This window comes from Burkholderia sp. MSMB2157WGS, assembly GCF_001532755.1.
Taxonomy (GTDB): domain Bacteria; phylum Pseudomonadota; class Gammaproteobacteria; order Burkholderiales; family Burkholderiaceae; genus Burkholderia.
The window spans coordinates 551,383-566,299 of sequence record NZ_LPJG01000011.1 but is presented as its reverse complement, the minus strand read 5'-3'; the positions used below and the strand labels follow the sequence as shown (position 1 = coordinate 566,299).

The 14,917-nt window shown below is 68.8% G+C and carries 13 protein-coding genes; 7 read left to right on the top strand and 6 right to left on the bottom strand.

Translation table 11 applies throughout. From position 1 onward, the window contains the following. Window positions 1-33: 33 nt before the first annotated feature. Window positions 34-1,221, bottom strand: coding sequence for an acyl-CoA dehydrogenase (locus WT53_RS07300; protein WP_034206529.1), 1,188 nt, complete (start codon window positions 1,219-1,221; stop codon window positions 34-36). Window positions 1,222-1,436: 215 nt separating this feature from the next. On the opposite strand from WT53_RS07300, the gene WT53_RS07295 reads away from it, so the two are divergent. Together WT53_RS07295 and WT53_RS07290 are read left to right on the top strand one after the other, a co-directional pair. Then, window positions 1,437-2,228 (top strand): IclR family transcriptional regulator, encoded by a 792-nt coding sequence (locus WT53_RS07295; RefSeq protein WP_034206530.1) that lies wholly within the window; start codon window positions 1,437-1,439, stop codon window positions 2,226-2,228. Window positions 2,229-2,428: 200 nt separating this feature from the next. Further along, window positions 2,429-2,839 (top strand): GFA family protein, encoded by a 411-nt coding sequence (locus WT53_RS07290; RefSeq protein WP_034206531.1) that lies wholly within the window; start codon window positions 2,429-2,431, stop codon window positions 2,837-2,839. Between the two features lie 186 nt (window positions 2,840-3,025). On the opposite strand, the gene WT53_RS07285 is transcribed toward WT53_RS07290, so the two are convergent. Continuing rightward, window positions 3,026-3,829, bottom strand: a complete 804-nt coding sequence (locus WT53_RS07285; protein ID WP_034206532.1) for an EAL domain-containing protein — start codon at window positions 3,827-3,829, stop codon at window positions 3,026-3,028. A 362-nt stretch (window positions 3,830-4,191) separates the two neighbouring features. On the opposite strand from WT53_RS07285, the gene WT53_RS07280 reads away from it, so the two are divergent. The 5 genes from WT53_RS07280 to fahA are packed head-to-tail and all read left to right on the top strand — an operon-like array spanning window position 4,192 to window position 10,111. Further along, a complete protein-coding gene (locus WT53_RS07280; RefSeq protein WP_034207842.1) occupies window positions 4,192-5,844 on the top strand; it encodes an FAD-dependent oxidoreductase in 1,653 nt (550 codons plus the stop codon). 27 nt (window positions 5,845-5,871) lie between these two features. After that, a complete protein-coding gene (locus WT53_RS07275; protein ID WP_034206533.1) occupies window positions 5,872-6,102 on the top strand; it encodes a DUF2783 domain-containing protein in 231 nt (76 codons plus the stop codon). Next, window positions 6,099-7,460 carry an MFS transporter gene (locus WT53_RS07270; protein ID WP_034206534.1) on the top strand — a complete coding sequence of 454 codons (1,362 nt, stop codon included), beginning with the start codon at window positions 6,099-6,101 and terminating at the stop codon, window positions 7,458-7,460. The genes WT53_RS07275 and WT53_RS07270 overlap by 4 nt, the downstream gene beginning before the upstream one ends. Before the next feature lie 15 nt (window positions 7,461-7,475). Beyond that, window positions 7,476-8,810 (top strand): homogentisate 1,2-dioxygenase, encoded by a 1,335-nt coding sequence (gene hmgA, locus WT53_RS07265; RefSeq protein WP_034206535.1) that lies wholly within the window; start codon window positions 7,476-7,478, stop codon window positions 8,808-8,810. Next, window positions 8,807-10,111, top strand: a complete 1,305-nt coding sequence (fahA, locus tag WT53_RS07260; protein WP_034206536.1) for a fumarylacetoacetase — start codon at window positions 8,807-8,809, stop codon at window positions 10,109-10,111. Before hmgA ends, fahA begins: the two co-directional genes overlap by 4 nt. A 224-nt stretch (window positions 10,112-10,335) precedes the next feature. Here fahA and WT53_RS07255 read toward each other — a convergent pair whose 3' ends face one another. From WT53_RS07255 to WT53_RS07240, 4 genes are all read right to left on the bottom strand, one after another. Then, window positions 10,336-11,496 carry an MFS transporter gene (locus WT53_RS07255; RefSeq protein ID WP_034206537.1) on the bottom strand — a complete coding sequence of 387 codons (1,161 nt, stop codon included), beginning with the start codon at window positions 11,494-11,496 and terminating at the stop codon, window positions 10,336-10,338. Window positions 11,497-11,589: 93 nt separating this feature from the next. Next, the gene (locus WT53_RS07250; RefSeq protein WP_034206538.1) at window positions 11,590-12,759 is read right to left on the bottom strand and encodes an MFS transporter; all 1,170 of its coding nucleotides are present in this window, start codon (window positions 12,757-12,759) and stop codon (window positions 11,590-11,592) included. Between the two features lie 223 nt (window positions 12,760-12,982). Continuing rightward, a complete protein-coding gene (bluB, locus tag WT53_RS07245) occupies window positions 12,983-13,720 on the bottom strand; it encodes a 5,6-dimethylbenzimidazole synthase (RefSeq protein ID WP_034206539.1) in 738 nt (245 codons plus the stop codon). 172 nt (window positions 13,721-13,892) lie between these two features. After that, the gene (locus tag WT53_RS07240) at window positions 13,893-14,891 is read right to left on the bottom strand and encodes a 2-hydroxyacid dehydrogenase (protein WP_060259020.1); all 999 of its coding nucleotides are present in this window, start codon (window positions 14,889-14,891) and stop codon (window positions 13,893-13,895) included. Window positions 14,892-14,917: the final 26 nt, after the last annotated feature.

The window sequence follows — 14,917 nt, the reverse complement described above, 5'->3', positions numbered from 1 at the left end:
GGCATCGCTGCCGCGCGCGTCATGGCCGGATCGTCAGAAGAATGCCTGGATACCCGTCTGCGCGCGGCCGAGGATCAGCGCGTGGATGTCGTGCGTGCCTTCGTACGTGTTGACCACCTCGAGGTTCACGAGGTGGCGCGCGACGCCGAATTCGTCGGAGATGCCGTTGCCGCCGAGCATGTCGCGCGCGAGGCGGGCGATGTCGAGCGCCTTGCCGCATGAATTGCGCTTCATGATCGACGTGATTTCGACGGCGGCCGTGCCTTCGTCCTTCATCCGGCCGAGGCGCAGCACGCCTTGCAGGCCGAGCGTGATTTCGGTCTGCATGTCGGCGAGCTTCTTCTGAATCAACTGGTTCGCGGCGAGCGGTCGGCCGAACTGCCGGCGGTCGAGCACGTACTGGCGCGCGGTGTGCCAGCACGACTCGGCGGCGCCGAGCGCGCCCCACGCGATCCCGTAGCGCGCCGAGTTCAGGCAGGTGAACGGGCCGCGCAGGCCGCTCACGTTCGGCATCAGGTTCTCTTCGGGCACGAACACCTCGTCGAGGACGATCTCGCCGGTGATCGATGCGCGCAGCCCGACCTTGCCGTGGATCGCCGGCGCCGACAGGCCCTTCCAGCCCTTCTCGAGGATGAAGCCGCGGATCGCGTCCTTGCCGTTTTCTTCCAGCTTCGCCCACACGACGAACACGTCGGCGATCGGCGAGTTGGTGATCCACATCTTCGCGCCGGACAGCGAATAGCCGCCGGGCACCTTCTTCGCGCGCGTGACCATGCTGCCCGGATCGGAGCCGTGGTTCGGCTCGGTCAGGCCGAAGCAGCCGATCCATTCGCCGGTCGCGAGCTTCGGCAGGTATTTCTGCTTCTGCGCGTCGGAGCCGAATTCGTGGATCGGCACCATCACGAGCGACGACTGCACGGACATCATCGACCGGTAGCCCGAATCGACGCGCTCGACTTCGCGCGCGATCAACCCGTAGCTCACGTAGTTGAGGCCGGGGCCGCCGTATTCCTCGGGAATCGTCGGGCCGAGCAGGCCGACCTCGCCCATCTCGCGAAAGATGGCCGCGTCGGTCCGTTCGTGGCGGAACGCTTCGGTGACGCGCGGCGCGAGCTTGTCCTGTGCGTACGCTTGCGCGGCATCGCGGACCATTCGCTCTTCCTCGGTCAGTTGCTGGTCGAGCAGCAGCGGATCGTCCCAATGAAAAGTTGCAGCACTCATCGTCTCATCTCCTGTCGGCCCGAGTGGCGCTGACTCGGCCCCATGCTTTGCGGTCGGTCGGAGCGGGCGTCTCGGCGTCGACTCCGCCCCCGTGTTTTTCGGTCGGGCAGAGGGGGCGCTTCGGTGCTTGCTCCGGGCTGATGCGTGAAGTTCGCTTGACTTACGTTCCGCTGTGCGGAACAATGTTTTGCAAATCGAACTCAGTGTAGCACCGGATGACACTTTCAACCATCGATGACACCCCGATCGACGAGCGCAAGTTCGTCGTCGCGCTCGCGCGCGGGCTCGACCTGCTGCGCGCCTTCCGGCCCGGCGAGACGATGCTGGGCAATCGCGATTTCGCGGAACGCACGGGCCTGCCGAAAGCGACGGTGAACCGGCTCGCCTATACGCTGACGGTGCTCGGCTATCTGCGCTACGACGAGACGCTCGGAAAGTATGCGTTGGACGCCGGCGTGCTGTCGCTCGGCTACGCGCTGCTGTCGGGCTCGGGGACGATCGATCTCGCGCGGCCGCACATGCAGGCGCTGGCGCGCGAGATCGGCGCGGCGGTGTCGCTCGGCTGCCGCGACGGGCTCGACATGATCTACCTGGAGACGATCCGTAGCGAGACCGCGTTGACGCTCGGGCTCGCGCCCGGTTCGCGGCTGTCGATGCTGACGAGCTCGATGGGGCGCGCGTACCTGGCCGTGCAGCCGGAGGACGCGCGCCGCGCGCTCTATGCCGAACTGCACCGCGCGGCCGGCGGCGCGGCCGACGCCGATGCGCTCGTCGAGGCCGCGCAGCGCGCGGTGGCCGAGTTCTCGACGGGCGGTTGCTGCTATTCGTTCCGCGCGTGGCACATGGACGTGAACGCGGCGGCCGTGCCGTTTCGCGAGCCGCGCGAGGGGCGCTGGCTGATCCTGAGCTGCAGCGGCCCCGCGTCGTCGATGGACGAGGGCGTGTTTCGCACGCAGGTCGGACCGCGACTGAAGGCGCTCGCGCAGCGGCTCGGGCCGACGATCTGAGCAAGTGCGCGGGCGTTGCCGTCGCGCGGCAACCGGTTGGTTCGCGCTGGGGTGGCGTAGAGCGTAAGGCGTAAGGCGTAGGACGTAGGACGTAGGGAGTAAAGCGTGGGGCGCGGAGGCGGCGCGCCGCCGTTGCGTATTGCGCGACGGGAGAACCGCGCTCATCATCGTTCGCGTGCTTCCCGACGACGAGGTTTGCAATGGCGCACGCCGAACCGATGGAAGGCGGATGCGCGTGCGGCGCGATCCGCTACCGTATCGCCGACGTTCCCGCCGACGCGGGCTTTTGCCACTGCCGGCTCTGCCAGCGCACGACCGGCGCGGCGGTCGTTGCGTCGGCATCGGTGCCGATCGGCGCATTCGAATACCTGCAGGGCGAACCGACCGTCTATGCATCGAGCGCGTGGGGCGAGCGGCGCTTCTGCGGCCGTTGCGGCGCGCAGCTCGAATACCGGCGCTCCGACGCGCCGCAGACGGTCGAGATCAATTCCGCGACGCTCGACGAACCGTCGCGGCTGCGTCCGGCGTGGCATGTCTGGTACGGGAATCGTTTCCCCGGCATCGAGATCGACGACGATCTACCGAAGTACGCCGACGGCGGACCAGAATAGGCGTCACATCGGCGCCGCGGCACCGGCGTCGAGCGCGCGCAAGCGCGTCCGGCCTTGCTGCATGAACGAACCAGGAGCCGACCGGCGTCGCGCCACGCTGCGTGCCGAAACCCGATCCGCGAAGCGACACGACACCGGCGTGCGCCGTCCGGCGCGCCGCTGCCGCGCGCCTTCCCCGCCGATCGCTCAGGCCGTCACGACCTTCGCGAACACCGGCCCCTGCATGAACCGCACGTCGTGCTGGCGCAGCAGCTCGCACTGCGTCTCGTCGACGACGCCGTCGAAGATCAGCGGAATCCGCACGCGCTGTGCGTAGGCGACGAGCGCCTTGACCATCCCGTCGCGCAACGCGATGCCCGCATCCATCTTGATGTAGTCGGGGCGCGCCATGTCCGATTCGACCGCGAGGATGCGGCCCGGGTCCGGCAGCTTGTCCGCGACCTTGAACCCGTGATGCTGGTAGCTGCGCGTCAGGTAGCCGAGGAACGTCTTGTGGGCGACCGCGACCGCCGGCAGCTCGATCACGATCCGCTCGGGCGGCAGCCCGAAGCGCTGCAGCACCGACGAGAAATGCTTGCCGTGGTCGTATTTCACGCTCTTGAGCAGCCGCTCGTGCACGCGCAGGAACAACAGCCCGTGGCGCTGCGCCCCGAAGAAATTGATCGCGTGCAGCGCGCGCGACAGGCGGTCGATCGCGACCAGCGTCTGGTCGTCGACGGCCGCGTCGACCGGATCGTGCTGCGCGCCCGTGACGAGCGTGACGGCCTGGAAGCCGAGCTCGTCGCCGTAGCGCTCGATCGCGTCGGCGAACGACGTCGATTGCGGCGAGCCGGGCATCGTCACGTCGTAGATCGGCTCGTACGCGCTGGCGAGCGTGCGCTCGGGCAGATTCGCGCACGCGGTGCCGCCCTCGGCAAGCGCGAGGTGTTCCCGCAGATACGGCAGTTGCCCGGCACGGGCGACCAGCTCGGGGATGGTAGGCGGAATCATCGGCGTGAGAAGGAAAAATGGCGGCCGAAAGGGCCGCCTCGTTGACTTGATATTAGCAGTGCGCGCCGCGCTCGGCTCGGCGTTTCGCTCATATGGTTATCCCGTCCCCGTGGCGATGGCTAGGGTTTACGTTGATTTCACTATTCGTAATTGGTTTTACTATTCGTAAATCCAGAATGTGTCGCCGATCAAGCAATGCGGCATGCGGGCGCCGCGAAGCGGCGCAGTTCGCGAATCAACAGGAAGCAAGGAGCGAGACGTGGCGGTTGACAGGACAGGCGGGCAGGCGCACCGGCAGGAGACGGACGGCACGACGGGCGCGGCGGTGCGCGCACGGCGCGGTTGAGGAGCGGATGGCGACCATGAGCATCGATTACCAGACGCTGAAGTTCGAGTACCGCGCCCGCGCGCACGACGCGGCCGTCCACCCGGTGATCGTCGTCGGCGCGGGCCCGGTGGGCCTCGCGGCCGCGATCGACCTCGCCCAGCAGGGCGTACCCGTCGTGCTGCTCGACGACGACGACACGCTGTCGACCGGCTCGCGCGCGATCTGCTTCGCGAAGCGCACGCTCGAGATCTTCGACCGGCTCGGCTGCGGCGAGCGCTTCGTCGACAAGGGCGTGAGCTGGCACGTCGGCAAGGTGTTCCTGCAGGACGAGCAGCTTTACGCGTTCGACCTGCTGCCCGAGGAGGGGCATGCGCGCCCCGCGTTCATCAACCTGCAGCAGTACTACGTCGAAGGCTATCTGGCCGAGCGCGCGTTCGAGCTGCCGAACATCGACATCCGCTGGAAGCACAAGGTGACGGGTATCGAGCAGTCGGCCGAACACGCGGTGCTGACGGTCGAGACGCCGGACGGCGTCGCGACGCTGCGCGCGCAGTACGTGATCGCGGCCGACGGCTCGCGCAGCCCGATGCGCACGATGATGGGCCTGGAAAGCCGCGGCCGCACGTTCAAGGACCGCTTTCTGATCGCCGACGTGAAGATGAAGGCGGAGTTTCCGACCGAGCGCTGGTTCTGGTTCGATCCGCCGTTTCACCGCAACCAGTCGGTGCTGCTGCACCGCCAGCCCGACAACGTGTGGCGCATCGACTTCCAGCTCGGCTGGGATGCCGATCCCGTCGCCGAGAAGCAGCCGGAGCGCGTGATCCCGCGCGTGCGCGCGCTGCTCGGGCCGGACGTCGAGTTCGAGCTCGAGTGGGTGAGCGTCTATACGTTCCGCTGCCAGCGAATGGACACGTTCCGTCACGGCCGCGTGCTGTTCGCGGGCGATTCCGCGCACGGCGTGTCGCCGTTCGGCGCGCGCGGCGCGAACAGCGGCGTGCAGGACGCGGACAACCTCGCGTGGAAGCTGAAGCTGGTGCTGGACGGCCATTCCGCCGACGCCCTGCTCGATACGTATGCGAGCGAGCGCGAGTTCGCGGCCGACGAGAACATCCGCCACTCGACGCGCTCGACCGATTTCATCACGCCGAAGAGCGCGGTGTCGCGCGTGTTCCGCGATGCGACGCTGAAGCTCGCGCGCGACTGCGAGTTCGCGCGCAAGCTGGTGAACAGCGGGCGCCTGTCGGTGCCGGCCGTGCTCGCCGATTCGCCGCTCAACACGCCGGACCGCGCCGGCGACGCATTCGCGTGCGCGATGCGGCCGGGCGCGGCGGCGGCCGATGCGCCGGTGCGCGTGCAGGGCGCGCCGGGCTGGCTGCTGCAGCATCTGCGCGGCGGCTTCACCGGCGTGCTGTTCGGCTTGCCGGGCGACGCGGCGGCGCTCGCGCAGGCCGTCGGCGGTCTCGCGCTGCCGGTGCGTCCCGTGCTCGTCGTGCCGGCCGGGCACGCGCAGCCGGTGGCCGGCGTCGACGTCGTGGAGGACGTCGACGGGCTCGCCGCGCGGCGCTACGACGCGCAGCCCGGCACGTTCTACTTGCTGCGCCCCGACCAGCACGTCTGCGCACGCGCGCGCGCGCTCGACCGTCAGGCGATTGCCGACGCACTGGCGCGCGCGACCTGCGCCCGCTGATACGACAAAGACACCGGAGACACCGTCATGCCCCCACTCGATACCCGCCCGCGCCTGGCCGACCCCGACGCGTTCTACGAAGCGCTGATCGACATGCATCGCGATCTGTCGGATGCCGACAGCCAGCTCGTCAACGCGAAGCTGATCCTGTTGCTCGCGAACCAGGTCGGCGACGCCGACGTGCTGCGCGAAGCGATGGCGCTCGCGCGCCAGGGCGTGACGCCGCCCGTGCATCCGGCCGCCGAGGTCGCGCAATGAGCGCGGCGCCGGCCGACGCGCGCGTGCTCGAAGTCGAGCGCGTGATCGACGAGACCCATCGCCCGGGGTTTCACTGGATGCTGCTGATGCTGTGCGGGCTATGCCTCGTGATCGACGGGTTCGATGCGCAGGCGATGGGCTACGTCGCGCCCAGCGTGATCGCCGAATGGGGCGTGCCGAAGCAGGCGCTCGGGCCGGTGTTCAGCGCGAGCCTGTTCGGGATGCTGCTCGGCGCGCTCGGGCTGTCGGTGCTGGCCGACCGGATCGGCCGGCGCCCGGTGCTGATCGGCTCGACGCTGTTCTTCGCGGCGACGATGCTCGCGACGCCGTTCGCGAACTCGATCCCCGTGCTGATGGCGCTGCGCTTCGTCACCGGCCTCGGCCTCGGCTGCATCATGCCGAACGCGATGGCGCTGGTCGGCGAGTTCAGCCCGGCCGCGCATCGCGTGAAGCGGATGATGATCGTGTCGTGCGGCTTCACGCTCGGCGCGGCGGTCGGCGGCTTCATCAGCGCGGCGCTGATTCCGGCGCTGGGCTGGCGTTCGGTGTTCTTCGTCGGCGGCGCGGTGCCGCTCGTGCTGACGATCGCGATGTTCGCGCGGCTGCCGGAGTCGCTGCAGTTCCTGGTGCTGAAAGGGCGCGTCGCGCAGGCGCGCGACTGGCTCGCGCGGTTCGCGCCGCAAGCCGGCATCGATGCGAATACGCGGCTCGTCGTGCGCGAGCGTGCCGCGAGCGGCGCGCCGGTCGCCGAGCTGTTCCGCCATGGCCGCCTGCCGGTCACGCTGCTGCTGTGGGCCATCAGCTTCATGAACTTGATCGACCTGTACTTCCTGTCGAACTGGCTGCCGACCGTGATGCGCGAAGCCGGTTATTCGCCGAGCACGGCGGTGATCGTCGGCACGGTGCTGCAGACGGGCGGCGTGATCGGCACGCTGTCGCTCGGCTGGTTCATCGAACGTCACGGCTTCGTGCGCGTGCTGTTCGCATGCTTCGCGTGCGCGGCCGTGTCGGTGGGGCTGATCGGCTCGGTCGCGCATGCGCTGCCGTGGCTGCTGGTCGTCGTGTTCGCGGGCGGGTTCTGCGTCGTCGGCGGGCAGCCGGCCGTGAACGCGCTCGCGGGCCAGTATTACCCGACGTCGCTGCGCTCGACCGGCATCGGCTGGAGCCTCGGTATCGGCCGGATCGGCTCGGTGCTCGGGCCGCTCGTCGGCGGGCAACTGATTGCGCTCAACTGGTCGAACGGCGCGCTGTTCCACGCGGCCGCGGTACCCGTGCTGTGCTCGGCGCTGTTCGTGCTGGGCCTGGCGGGCGTCACGCGGCGCAGCGGCGCGCAGGCGCCGGACGCCGCCCTGAATTGATGGAGAAAGGAAACGATGACGCTTGACCTGTCGAAACCGGCGACCGCCGGCTACCTGAGCGGTTTCGCGAACGAATTCGCGACCGAGGCGCTGCCCGGCGCGCTGCCGCACGGGCGCAACTCGCCGCAGCGCGCACCGTACGGGCTGTACGCGGAGCAGTTGTCGGGCACCGCGTTTACCGCGCCGCGCGGCCACAACCGCCGCGCGTGGCTGTACCGGATTCGCCCGGCCGCCGTGCACCGGCCGTTCGAGCCGTACGCGGGCCCGCAGCGGCTCGTGTCGGAATTCGGCGATTCGGCCGACGTGCCGCCGACGCCGCCGAACCAGTTGCGCTGGGATCCGCTGCCGATGCCGGTCGAGCCGACCGATTTCGTCGACGGCCTCGTGACGATGGCCGGCAACGGCTCGGCTGCCGCGATGAACGGCTGCGCGATCCACTTGTATGCGGCGAACCGCTCGATGCAGGACCGCTTCTTCTACAGCGCGGACGGCGAACTGCTGATCGTGCCGCAGCAGGGGCGCCTGTTCATCGCGACCGAATTGGGCCGGCTCGACGTCGAGCCGTTCGAGATCGCGGTGATTCCGCGCGGCGTGCGTTTTGCCGTCGCGCTGCCGGACGGCGACGCGCGCGGCTACATCTGCGAGAACTTCGGCGCGCTGCTGCGCCTGCCGGATCTCGGCCCGATCGGCTCGAACGGGCTCGCGAACCCGCGCGACTTCCTGACGCCGCAGGCCGCCTACGAAGATCGCGAAGGTGCGTTCGAGCTGATCGCGAAGCTGAACGGGCGCCTCTGGCGCGCGGACATCGGCCATTCGCCGCTCGATGTCGTCGCGTGGCACGGCAACTACGCACCGTACAAATACGACCTGCGTCTGTTCAACACGATCGGCTCGATCAGCTTCGACCATCCCGATCCGTCGATCTTCCTCGTGCTGCAGGCGCAGAGCGACACGCCGGGCGTCGACACGATCGACTTCGTGATCTTCCCGCCGCGCTGGCTCGCGGCCGAGGATACGTTCCGCCCGCCGTGGTTCCACCGCAACGTCGCGAGCGAGTTCATGGGGCTCGTGCACGGCGCGTACGACGCGAAGGCCGAAGGCTTCGTGCCGGGCGGCGCGAGCCTGCACAACTGCATGTCGGGCCACGGGCCGGACGCCGATACGTTCGAGAAGGCGTCGGCGAGCGACACGACGAAGCCGCACAAGGTCGACGCGACGATGGCGTTCATGTTCGAAACCCGCACGCTGATCCGGCCGACGCGCTACGCGCTCGACACCGCGCAGCTGCAGGCCGATTACTTCGAATGCTGGCAAGGCATCAAGAAACACTTCAATCCGGAGCAAAAGTGAGCGATACCCAAGACTGGCGCGCGACGCTCGACCCGGCTCGCAAGAGCTGGGTCGAGACCGCGAACGATCCCGCCTGCGATTTCCCGATCCAGAACCTGCCGTTCGGGATCTTCAGCGATGCGAAGCAACCGGCGCGCCGTGCGGGCGTCGCGCTGGGCGACCGGATCGTCGATCTCGCCGCGCTCGCGCGTGCGGGCCTCGTGACACTGCCGGCCGGCGCCGATGCGTTCGCCGCGCCGACGCTCAACGCGTTCATCGCGCTCGGCCGCGACGCGTGGCGCAGCGTGCGCGTGCAGTTGTCGGACCTGTTCTCGCGCGACAACGCGCGGCTGCGCGACGATGCGGCGCTGCGCGCGCAGGTGCTCGTCGCGCAGCGCGATGCGACGCTGCATCTGCCGGTCGAGATTCCCGGCTACACCGATTTCTATTCGTCGAAGGAGCACGCGACCAACGTCGGCTCGATGTTTCGCGATCCGAAGAATGCGCTGCTGCCGAACTGGTCGGAGATGCCGATCGGCTACAACGGCCGCGCGTCGTCGGTGGTCGTGAGCGGCACGCCGGTGCGGCGCCCGAACGGGCAACTGAAGCTGCCCGACCAGGAGCGTCCGGTGTTCGGCGCATGCCGCAAGCTCGACATCGAACTGGAGACGGGCTTCATCGTCGGCCAAGGCAATGCGCTCGGCGAGCCGATCGCGTGCGAGGACGCGGAAGCGCATATCTTCGGGATGGTGCTGCTGAACGACTGGAGCGCGCGCGACATCCAGCAGTGGGAGTACGTGCCGCTCGGGCCGTTCAACTCGAAGGGCTTCGCGACGACGATCTCGCCATGGATCGTCACGCTCGACGCGCTCGAACCGTTCCGCGTCGCGCAGCCGGAGCAGTCGCCGCAGCCGCTCGCGTATCTGCAGCATGCGGGCAAGCATGCGTTCGACATCGCGCTCGAAGTGACGCTGCGCGCCGAGGGGGCGGCCGAAGCGACGTCGATCTGCCGCACGAATTTCAAGCACATGTACTGGACGATGGCGCAGCAGTTGGCGCATCACACGGTGGCCGGCTGCAACACGCGCGTGGGCGACCTGATGGGTTCGGGCACGATCAGCGGGCCGACCCAGGATTCGTTCGGCAGCCTGCTCGAACTGACGTGGAACGGCAAGGAGCCGGTCGCGCTGAACGGCGGCGGCAGCCGCACGTTCATCGAGGACGGCGACGAGCTGACACTGACGGGATGGTGCCAGGGCGACGGCTATCGCGTCGGCTTCGGCACGTGTGCCGGCAAGATTTTGCCGGCGCGGCGTGCTTGACGGACCGCAGCGCGAGAAGTCACGCGCAGGCCGGCCACGCTAGTACGGCATGACGGGGCGGTCCGCATTGCGCGGACCGTTTTTCGTTGAGCGGAGCATGGGTGCGAGCGGGCCGACGCGTATCGATGCATGATGTTGCGCGCCAACGCCAACGCCAACGCCAACGCCAACGCCAACGCCAACGCCAACGCCAACGCCAACGCCAACGCCAACGCCAATCTGCATCAGGTCGCGCGTTGCACCGCCGCGCGTCGTTCCCACAACGCGGCCGCGACGAACGCGGCGACGCAGGCGACCAGCACGCCGACCAGCGCGTTGCTGCCCAGTTGCTCCATCAACGCGCCCGCCACCAGCGGGCCGCCGAAGCTCGCGGCGCTCCACGACGCCGACACGAGCGAGCTCGCGGTGACGAGCGCCGCGCCGCGGAAACGCTCGCCGCACGCGACGAGCGACAGCGTATAGATGCTGCCGGCCGCCGCGCCGAGCACGAACAGCAGCGGCCAGCACAGCCACGGGTTCGCGATCACGAACGGCAGCAGCGGCAGGCCGGCGAGCACGATCCATCCGGCGCCGAGATGCACGCGTTCGCGGCCGAGCTTGTCCGCGAGCCAGCCGATCGGGAACTGCATCGCGGTATCGCCGAACAGCATGATCGACGCGAGCAGCACGGCGGTCGCGCTCGCGACGCCGTGATCCATCGCGTAGAGCGGCAGCAGCGACAGCGCGAGCGTATCGAACAGCGCGAAGAAGCCGGTGCCGATGATCAGCGCGGGCATGCGCGGCAGCACGTCGAGCCAGCGGCCGTGCGCGTCGTGATGCGCGTCGTCGCCGGCGAGCGGCGCACGGCGGATCGTCGCGAGCGTCGGCAGCGCGAGCAGGAACAGCGCGCCGCACAGCGCGAAGCGGATGCTCGTCGCGCCGGCGATCTGGCTGACGAGCACCGGGCCTGCCATCTGGAACAGCGTGAAATTGGTCGCGTAGATCGCGACGACGCGGCCGCGCGTCGAATCGTCGGCGAGCTGGTTGACCCACGCCTCGCCGATCGTGAACAGCAGCATCAGCGCGGCGCCGCACAGCACGCGCAGCACGCCCCACAGGACCAGGTTCGACGTGAACTGCATCAGCGCGGTGGCGGCCGCGAGCAGCACGACCGACACGACGATCGCGCGGCGCGCACCGATATGCCGTGCGAGCGCGGTGACGAACGGGACGATCGCGAGGCCGCCGAGGGCCTGCGCGGCCGTCAGCATGCCGACGACGTTGGTGCCGTGTCCGGCTTCGGTCAGTGCAAGTGCCGTGAGCGGCAGCGTGGCGCCGGTGCCGAGGCCGACGACCGCGACGCTCAGGATCAGCGCGAGGAAATCGCGATTGAGAATGGCTTTCATCGGCCGCGATGCTACACCGCGATCGTTGAAAGGTCCATGAAGGCCATCAGGTTCGGATGGCGTTGTGTCCGCAACGATCGCATGAGGGCGATGTCAGACGTACTCGGTCGGCACGGCCACCGGGCGGCGTTCGAGCGACGCCGACCACAGCGTGAGCGCGAGCGCGGCGACGGCCATCGCGACGCCGACCCACGGCAGGTTCACGAGCGACACGCCGGAGCCGATCGCCATGCCGCCGAGCCACGCGCCGCTCGCGTTGCCGAGGTTGAACGCGCCCTGGTTCAGCGTCGATGCGAGGTTCGGCGCGTCGCTCGCGCGATCGACGATCATGATCTGCAGCGGCGGCACGATCGCGAACGCGAGGATGCCCCACACGAAAATCGTCGCGAGCGCGGCGAACGGCAGATGCATCGTGCCCGCGAACAGCGCGAGGACGATGCCGATCAGTGCGAGCGTCGCGATCAGCGACGGCATTCGACGCCAGTCGGCGAGCTTGCCGCCGAGCGTGCCACCGACCGTCAGGCCGAGGCCGAACAGCAGCAGCACGTAGGTGACCTGGCGTGGCGAGAAGCCCGTCACGTCCTCGAGGATCGGCGTGATGTACGTGAACACGCTGAACAGGCTCGCGGACGCGAGCACGCTGATGCCGAGCACCATCAGCACCTGCGGGTGCTTCAGCACGCTGAATTCGCGCGTGATGCTGGTGTCGGGCATCGCGAGGTTTTTCGGCAGGCACACCGCGAGCGCGGCGGCCGCGGCGATGCCGATGCCGGTGACGGCCCAGAACGTCGCGCGCCAGCCGAACGCCTGGCCGAGCGCGGTGCCGAGCGGCACGCCGAGCACGTTCGCGAGCGTGAGGCCGGTGAACATCAGCGCGATCGCCTGCGCGCGGCGGTTCGGCGCGACGAGGTTGCTCGCGACCACCGAGCCGATGCCGAAGAACGCACCGTGGCAGAACGCGGTGACGACGCGCGCGGCCATCAGCACCGCGTAGCCGGGCGCGATCGCGCAGAACAGGTTGCCCGCGATGAACAGCCCGATCAGGCCCATCAGCGCACGCTTGCGCGGCATCTTCGCGGTGACGATCGCGAGGATCGGCGCGCCGACCGTCACGCCGAGCGCATAGCCCGACACGAGCATCCCGGCGGCCGGGATCGACACGCCGAGGTCGCGCGCGACGTTCGGCAGCAGGCCCATGATCACGAATTCGGTGGTACCGATTCCAAATGCGGCGACGGCAAGGGCGAAAAGAGGCAGGGGCATCGCGGTAGGCTCGGGAAAGGATGCCGCTCGAGCCAGGCGCGGGATGCGCGGGACGGGCGGACGGTCAGGCGAACGTCAGCCGCGATTCTACTTCAGTGAAAACCCCTATGCTTGGGGCCAAAACGGTTGTTGCCGGCGTGCGACGGGTCGGCGGGCAGGGGGCTTACCCGGTGGGATCGGTGGCGATCCGGCTGCGGCGCGATGGTGGCTGCCGAACCGTGCCTCAGGCGATGCGTTCGGGCGCCCCGTCGGGCATCGCGCCCGAGATTTCTTTGGTTTCAGTGCCTGTCGGCGACGCAGCCGATCCGGCCCCGTCGATCACCACCGGCGCGTCCCAGCCGTTCTCGAACAGGCAGGCTTCGATCGGCATCCGCGCGGCCCAGCGTTCTGCTTCGAGCATCGGCTTCGCATAGAACGCATCGACGTGCCCGACGCACAGCACGGCGATCGGCTTCGCGCCGTCGGGCATCCGCAGCAGCGTGCGCAGCGCATCGACGTCGAACAGCGACACCCAGCCCATCCCGAGGCCTTCCGCGCGCGCCGCGAGCCACATGTTCTGGATCGCGCACGCGGCGGATGCCAGATCCATTTCCGGCAGCGTGCGGCGGCCGAACACATGGCGTTCGCGGCCGTCGGCGAGCGCGACGACCAGGAGCTCGCCGCATTCGCGCACGCCCTCGACCTTCAGCCGCATGAACTCGTCCTGGCGCTCGCCGAGCGCGTCGGCGGTCGCGCGGCGCTCGGCCTCGACCAGCGCGTGAATGGCGGTGCGCAATGCGGGATCGGTGACGCGGATGAAGCGCCACGGCTGCATGAAGCCGACGCTCGGTGCGTGGTGCGCCGCGCGCAGCAGCCGCGCGAGCACGGCCGGCTCGACGGGCGCCGGCGTGAAGTGGCGCATGTCGCGCCGTTCGAAGATGGCGCGATAGACGGCGGCGATGTCGGAATCGTCGAAACGCATGAGCGGCAAAGGCAGGGAAGGACGTCGGCGCAACGATAACAGACGGCGCGCACGAAACGTTACTTCATGCGAAACAATGCACTCAATTGTTGACGAAGTGGGGCGCGGTGCGTGGCAGCAGACAGAAGCAAACGATTGCGGGTGCGCTGCCGACCATGAAACGGGCAGTTTTTCAACGGTTCGCGATCACGACGTTCTGCGGAGCGTCCGCATGCCACGCCTCGATGTTCAACAGTGTCGTGTGCGCGATCTCGGCCAGCGCCTCGCGCGTGAAGAATGCCTGGTGCGACGTGACGATCACGTTCGGGAACGTCAGCAGGCGCGCGAGCACGTCGTCCTGCAGCGGCAGGTCGGAGTGATCCTCGAAGAAGAGCCCGCTTTCCTCTTCGTACACGTCGAGCCCGAGATGGCCGAGCTGGCCGCTCTTGAGCGCGTCGACCAGCGCCTGCGCATCGACGAGGCCGCCGCGCCCCGTGTTGATCAGCATCGCGCCGTGCTTCATCCGCGCGAGCGTGCGTTCGTTGATCAGGTGGTGTGTCGACGGCAGCAGCGGGCAATGCAGGCTGACGATGTCGGCGTGATGCAGCAACTCGTCGAGCTCGACGTAGCGCGCGCCGAACGCGATCAGCTCGTCGTTGTACGGCGGCACCGAGTGCGCGAGCACGTGCATCCCGAACCCCATCATGATCTTCGCGAACACGCTGCCGATGATGCCGGTGCCGATCACGCCGACGGTCTTGCCGTGCAGGTCGAAGCCGAGCAGGCCGTTCAGCGAGAAATCGCCTTCGCGCGTGCGCGCGACGGCGCGCGGCAGGCGGCGGTTGAGCGCGAGGATCAGCGCGACCGCGTGCTCGGCGACCGCGTGGGGCGAATACGCGGGCACGCGTACGACCGCGACGCCGAGCCGTTCGGCGGCGGCGAGGTCGACATGGTTGAAGCCCGCCGAGCGCAGCGCGATCAGCCGCGTGCCGCCGTCGGCGAGCCGCTCGAGCACGGCCGCATCGACGGTGTCGTTGACGAACGGGCAGACGACGTCATAGCCGTGCGCGAGGATCGCCGTTTCCGCGTCGAGGTGCGACGGCTGGAAGTGCAGCCGATAGCCGAACTGCCGGTTGGCGGCGGTGAATGAATCGTCGTCGTACTGCCGGCTGCTGAACAGGATCACGCGCACGCTGCACCTCCGATGGCTGACGCGCG